Source organism: Streptomyces sp. NPDC086077 (assembly GCF_040686175.1).
In the GTDB taxonomy this organism is placed as follows: Bacteria; Actinomycetota; Actinomycetes; order Streptomycetales; family Streptomycetaceae; genus Streptomyces.
In genome coordinates, this window is the sequence record NZ_JBFBJT010000262.1 from 1 (window position 1) to 5,577 (window position 5,577).

The following is a 5,577-nucleotide window of genomic DNA, read 5'->3' on the forward strand; positions in this document are numbered from 1 at the left end:
GGTCGAGGAGGACGACGCCGAGAACCTGCTCCAGGCCCTGGAGAAGGAGCTCATGCGCCGTCGGTTCGGCCCGCCGGTCCGCCTGGAGGTCGACCCCGAGCTTTCAACACCATCTACCGGCTGACTGCGCCGGCGTCTTCTTTCCGCAGGTTCCGCCTGGGAGGACGGGCTGCGGGGATCGCGGATGCGTGACCGGGGACCACCTTCCAATCCGGGGCCTGCGGTACCCGGGCGGACTTCTTCCACGCCCGGGCGATCCTGATGGCGTTCTGCTCCTTACCTCACTCGGCTACTCGGTCGTACTGCTGGATACGGCTCCTCGCGGCCCTGCTGGGCCGCGTCCTGCGTGATCTGCATGCACGGCAGTTCATGTCTGCCGCGCCCTCTTCGACTTCCTCGTTACGACAGAAATAATAACCCTGTGCTGAGCTGATGTCTACTGTGACCACGATAGGTTTTCTTCACGGTGGATGCGGCCATATCTGTTGCAAGTACCACCGGAAGAGGGCTGTCCGCGGATTGACAGCCTCGCCCAGCAGGCACACGGACTGGTGGTGCGGTTCTACGGCCGACAGGAGAAGCCCGCCATCTCCTCGAACGGGCCCAAGCGGCGCTGGGCACTGATGCGCTGCCGTCGAAACCGGCTCATGTGACACGTTGCCCGGCCCCGCGGGCGGGACCTGCTGGAGCTACACCGCAACCTCTCTGCGCTGCCGGAGTTGGACACGGCGCGTACGCAACGCCACCTCCCTGGACGCGTACGCAGTCGAGGGGCCCGGGGGGCGTGCCCGGACTCCGGGCCCCTCCTTCTGCGACTGACAGTGCGCTAGGTTCGCCTCCGTACGCGCGCGGGATTCAGAGGGCACCCGCGTCAACGGGTCCTTCGCGGGTCCGCGGATGCCGTGCGTGTGCTGCTGGCGGGTCGGGTTTCGTGAGCTCAGTCGTTGCCCATGGCTTTGCGGACCGCGTCCCGGGTGCGGTCCATCAGGGCGGCCACGGGGCCGACGGCCACGTTCGCGGTGGCCGACTCGACGCCGGGATGCGGCCGCGTGGGGGCCATGGCCTCCGCCGCCTTGACCGCCTTGGCCATCGCGGCGAGGTTGGTGACGTCGGTGCTGCGCCGGATGTGTGTGAACTCGTAGCGTTCCTCCGCACGGGCGTGTTCCTGGACGTCCGTGCGCAGCGCCTGCAGCCGGGGCAGGAACTCGGGGTCGTCGGTGTCCATGCCGTCCAGCTCGGAGAGGGTCTCCTTGGCCGCGCGTTCCTCGGCGAGGCGGTCATCGACGACCTGCTCCCCGCCTGCCAGAGCGCGCCGGGCGAAGGGGTGGACGACTTCCTCCTCCGCGGTCTCGTGGACGGCCAGCAACCGCACCAGGCGACGGAAGGCGTCCCGCCGGGCGTCGCCGGTGGTGGCTTCGACCTCGTCGAAGAGGTTACGAATGTCGCCGTGCTGGCGGATCAGCAGGGCAACGACGTCGTCGTCCTGGGACTGGTCGTCGCCGGCCTGGGGTGTGTGCAGCTCGGACATGTGCGGCCGCCTCACTTCTCGCGCATCGCGGGGTCGGGGTGCTCGCCCTCGGACTGCACGCGGTACTCCCGGCCGAACATCGCGTCGTGCTCGGCCATGACCCGCTCGCTCGGCGGCTCCTCACCACCGTGGATCTGCTCCTGCATCTCCTCGAACCGCTCGTGCGCCTCACGTACGTAGCCAGCGCCCAGGGTGGTGAGGTCCATCTGGGTGTCGAGCAGTTCGCGCAGGTATTGCTTGTTCGGTTCGAAGGTGAGCACGTTGGGCAGCTCCGGCGCCAGGATTTCCTGTGGGTCGCGGCCGTCGATGCGGCGCATCAGGTCGCACGCGGTGTGCAGGTGCTCGAGCTCCATGTTCAGGTGGAGCTCCCAGATCGCCTTGACCTTCGGGTCGCTCTCCTGCTCCATGAAGGAGTAGTAGAGGTAGCACTCGTTGTACTCGTGGTTGACCAGCTGCTCCCACCACGTCTCACCCGGGTCGACGAGCGACTCGTAGTGCGTGACGTGCTCCTCCTCGATCAGCCCGATCTCCTGGTACAGCTGGCGGGCGATCGGCTCCATGTAGGTGGGGCCGGTGTTCATGTAGAAGTTCATCGTCTGCTGCTCCGCGGACATGATCGTCAGCGCGTGCAGCCGCGACAGCGGGTCCACAGTGTTCTTGTCGTACGGGTCGCGCACGTTGTCCACGGGATTGCGGTGGTGGTACTTGGTGGGGCGGCCCGGCATGACCTCGGTGAGGTTGTCGACGATCGACTCGGCCTTGCGGTGCTCGATCATTTCGTACAGGTTCGCGTACCGGTAGAGGTGGTCGAAGTCCTCCAGCACACCGAACTGATAGGCCTGCTGGAGATACGGATCCGGTTCCATCCGGGCGACCCAGGCCGTCAGGTCCACCGCGACCTGCTCGTAGGCGATCGTCGTCTCCAGGACCGAGGAGACGCCGGGGAGCAGCCAGTTCACGACCTTCTGCTGCTGCGCCTCGATGTACCGTGTCCGCGCCAGCTGCCGCTTGACCTCGGGGTCGACCGTGTTGCGTGCCAGCTGGTGGCTGAACAGGATGGCCTCGACCTCGATGCCGTTCATGGTGATGATCCGGCACCGGGTGTAGGGGTCGCAGCGATCCGGGTCGATCGGCTGCACGTTCAGCTCCCGCCAGTTGCGCAGCTGACGGTCCAGCGGGATACCCCGCTGTTCGAGCGGATTGAAGGTCATGGGGGCCTCTCGGGGGGGGAGGGAGAGATGAGGATCGACGCGCCGACGAAGTACCCGGGCACGGGTGGCCAGCACGGCCCTGCACCCGCAGTCTGTCTGCTATGGGCGATATCCGGCCACTGCTCCCGTCTGCGCGGCTGACGATTCCCCCCTACTGGGCCAGCCGACATGCCAAGGCGCTCGGCATATGAGGCGTCCATATGAGGCGTCCGAATCATGCTGACGAACAACGCGATGATCACCAGCCGCACCCTTACACCTGAGCGGGGGGAGCCACGGGCTCTGGCTCTCACCGGCCGATGACACAGAGATCACGGCCTCGCTCAGGACTGGGTCATCGATCGAAGTGCGAGACGACGATGTCCTGTGTCACCGCGGCGCCCATCGCGATGTCACGGCCGGCAGAACTCCAGACGGCAGCCGGCGGACGTCCCTGGTCCGCAACAGCCCGTGTTGTCACGCCCAGGCGGGGTATACGGCTGCATGGCCTTCCTTGAGCACCCTGTGATGTCGTCTCATCGGCGATCTCCGAGACGCACGTCGGACGCTGCGTATAGGATCTCGCGGGCGCGGCGGCGGCTCTGATGACAGCCGATCCGATGTTTCTCGTCGGAGCGCCAGGACAGCTGGCTCATGCACGTAACTCCAAAGCGGGGCGGCTGACAGCGCGGACACCGCGCTGAACCGCATCCAGCCCACCGCGGGCAGCGCCTGCTTCCCAAGCACTTCAAGCAGCCTAACCAGCTCCGTGGGGAACAAACACCAGGGATGTGGCCTCGGCCCCATGGACGCCATCGGCAGCACCGCTTCGGGCGGAGTGGCCGGCCCGGCAGCCCGGCAGCCCGCGGAGTGCCGTCCCGGATGTTCACCGGCGACCATACCGACACCGGTTGCCGTGCGCCGCCCGCGCGCAGGGCAGGCATCGAGTTGCCCTTCTCCGGCGGCACCGCCGGAGAAGAGATCGGTCAGATCACAGCGCGCGCCACTCCCCCGCGTCGTCGAGCTCGCGCCTCACCTGACCACGATGCAGAGCACCGCACCGACGGCGCTGGCGCAGGCCAGCACGGCACACGCCGCCGCGGCGTGGCCCTTCAGCAGGGCCAGCCGCAGCTGTGCGTACCGTGCCTCGTACCTCTGCTGCAGCTGCTCGGCCCGCCGTGCCGAGCGCCGCAGCACCCGGCGGGTGAACTCCAGACGCTTGTCGACGTAGTGGCAGGTGAGGTCCTCCGCCTGCGCCGTGGTCAGCCACGGCAGACAGGCGCAGAGCTCCTCGGCCTCGCGGCGTGCGTCGTCCACCTCCGAACGGACAAGCAGATAGCCCTCGACCTCGTTGGCGAGCGCCGCTGCCGTTTCGGGAAGCGACGGCTCCTCGGACGTCCGTTTCACTGCCGTCCACCTTGGATGTCACCAGGTTCCACCACGTCGCGCCTGCCGGTGTACTGCTGCTGCTCCAGCTCAGCGATGTCGGGGTGGTGGAGGTCGAAGGCCGGGGACTCGGAGCGGACGCGGGGCAGCGTCGTGAAGTTGTGGCGGGGCGGGGGGCAGGACGTCGCCCACTCCAGGGAGCGGCCGTAGCCCCAGGGGTCGTCGACTTCGATCTTCGTGCCGTACTTGGCGGTCTTCCATACGTTGTAGAGGAACGGCAGCGTCGACAGGCCCAGCAGGAACGCGCCGATTGAGGAGACCATGTTGAGGGCCGTGAAGCCGTCGGCGGCGAGGTAGTCGGCGTAGCGGCGGGGCATGCCCTCAGCGCCCAGCCAGTGCTGGACCAGGAACGTGGTGTGGAAGCCGACGAACAGCGTCCAGAAATGGATCTTCCCCAGGCGTTCGTCGAGCATGGTGCCGGTCATCTTCGGCCACCAGAAGTAGAAGCCGGCGAACGTCGCGAAGACCACGGTGCCGAACACGACGTAGTGGAAGTGTGCCACGACGAAGTAGGTGTCCGTGACGTGGAAGTCCATGGGCGGCGAGGCCAGGATAACCCCGGACAGGCCCCCGAACAGGAACGTCACGAGGAAGCCGAAAGACCACAGCATCGGCGTCTCGAAAGACAGCGAGCCGTTCCAGATGGTGCCGATCCAGTTGAAGAACTTCACGCCCGTGGGCACTGCGATCAGGAAACTGAGGAAGGAGAAGAACGGCAGCAACACCGCGCCGGTGGCAAACATGTGATGGGCCCACACGGTCAGGGACAGGCCGGTGATGGAGATGGTGGCGGCGATCAGACCGGTGTAGCCGAAGACCGGTTTCCGGCTGAACACCGGGAGGATCTCCGTGACGATGCCGAAGAACGGCAGCGCGATGATGTACACCTCGGGGTGGCCGAAGAACCAGAACAGGTGCTGCCACAGGATCGCCCCGCCGTTGCCCGGGTCGAAGACCTGCGCGCCGAACCTGCGGTCGGCCTCCAGCACGAGCAGTGCCGCGGCCAGAACCGGGAAGGCGAGCAGCACCAACACAGAGGTGAGCAGCACGTTCCAGGTGAAGATCGGCATGCGGAACATGGTCATGCCGGGCGCGCGCATGCAGATGATGGTCGTCATGAAGTTGACCGCGCCGAGGATCGTGCCGAACCCGGACAGCGCCAGCCCCATGACCCACAGGTCGCCGCCGAGCTGCGTGGTCCGCTCACCACCGCTCAGAGGGGTGTAGGCGGTCCACCCGAAGTCGGCGGCACCCTCGGGCGTGAGGAAGCTGCCGAGGACGATCAGGCCCCCGAACAGGAACAGCCAGTACGAGAACATGTTCAGCCGCGGGAAAGCGACGTCCGGAGAGCCGATCTGCAACGGCATGATCGCGTTGGCGAACCCGGCAAACGTGGGGGTGGCGAACAGCAGC

General features: G+C 66.8%; 5 protein-coding genes. 1 reads left to right on the forward strand and 4 read right to left on the reverse strand.

Annotated elements, in window-relative coordinates; translation table 11 throughout:
* The coding region (locus AB0O67_RS36385; protein ID WP_365460091.1) for a hypothetical protein at positions 1–124 on the forward strand (124 nt) is incomplete at its 5' end.
* Positions 125–937: 813 nt separating this feature from the next.
* Here the strand turns inward: AB0O67_RS36385 and AB0O67_RS36390 are convergent.
* The 4 genes from AB0O67_RS36390 to AB0O67_RS36405 form a co-directional block, all read right to left on the reverse strand.
* Positions 938–1,528: a hemerythrin domain-containing protein gene (locus AB0O67_RS36390; RefSeq protein ID WP_365460079.1), complete on the reverse strand. Its 591-nt coding sequence runs from the start codon at positions 1,526–1,528 to the stop codon at positions 938–940.
* Between the two features lie 11 nt (positions 1,529–1,539).
* Complete coding sequence (locus AB0O67_RS36395; protein WP_365460082.1) at positions 1,540–2,739, reverse strand: hypothetical protein; 1,200 nt, start codon at positions 2,737–2,739, stop codon at positions 1,540–1,542.
* A gap of 1,011 nt (positions 2,740–3,750) precedes the next feature.
* Complete coding sequence (locus tag AB0O67_RS36400) at positions 3,751–4,125, reverse strand: hypothetical protein (protein WP_365460085.1); 375 nt, start codon at positions 4,123–4,125, stop codon at positions 3,751–3,753.
* Positions 4,122–5,577 (reverse strand): cbb3-type cytochrome c oxidase subunit I (locus AB0O67_RS36405; protein WP_365460088.1); only part of this gene is annotated, 1,456 nt, incomplete at its 5' end. The genes AB0O67_RS36405 and AB0O67_RS36400, both read right to left, overlap by 4 nt.

What these genes read in the sequence shown, in the direction of transcription:
- AB0O67_RS36390 (WP_365460079.1), bottom strand. Translation starts at nt 1,528, where the DNA reads ATGTCCGAGCTGCACACACCCCAGGCCGGCGACGACCAGTCCCAGGAC.
- AB0O67_RS36395 (WP_365460082.1), bottom strand. Translation starts at nt 2,739, where the DNA reads ATGACCTTCAATCCGCTCGAACAGCGGGGTATCCCGCTGGACCGTCAG.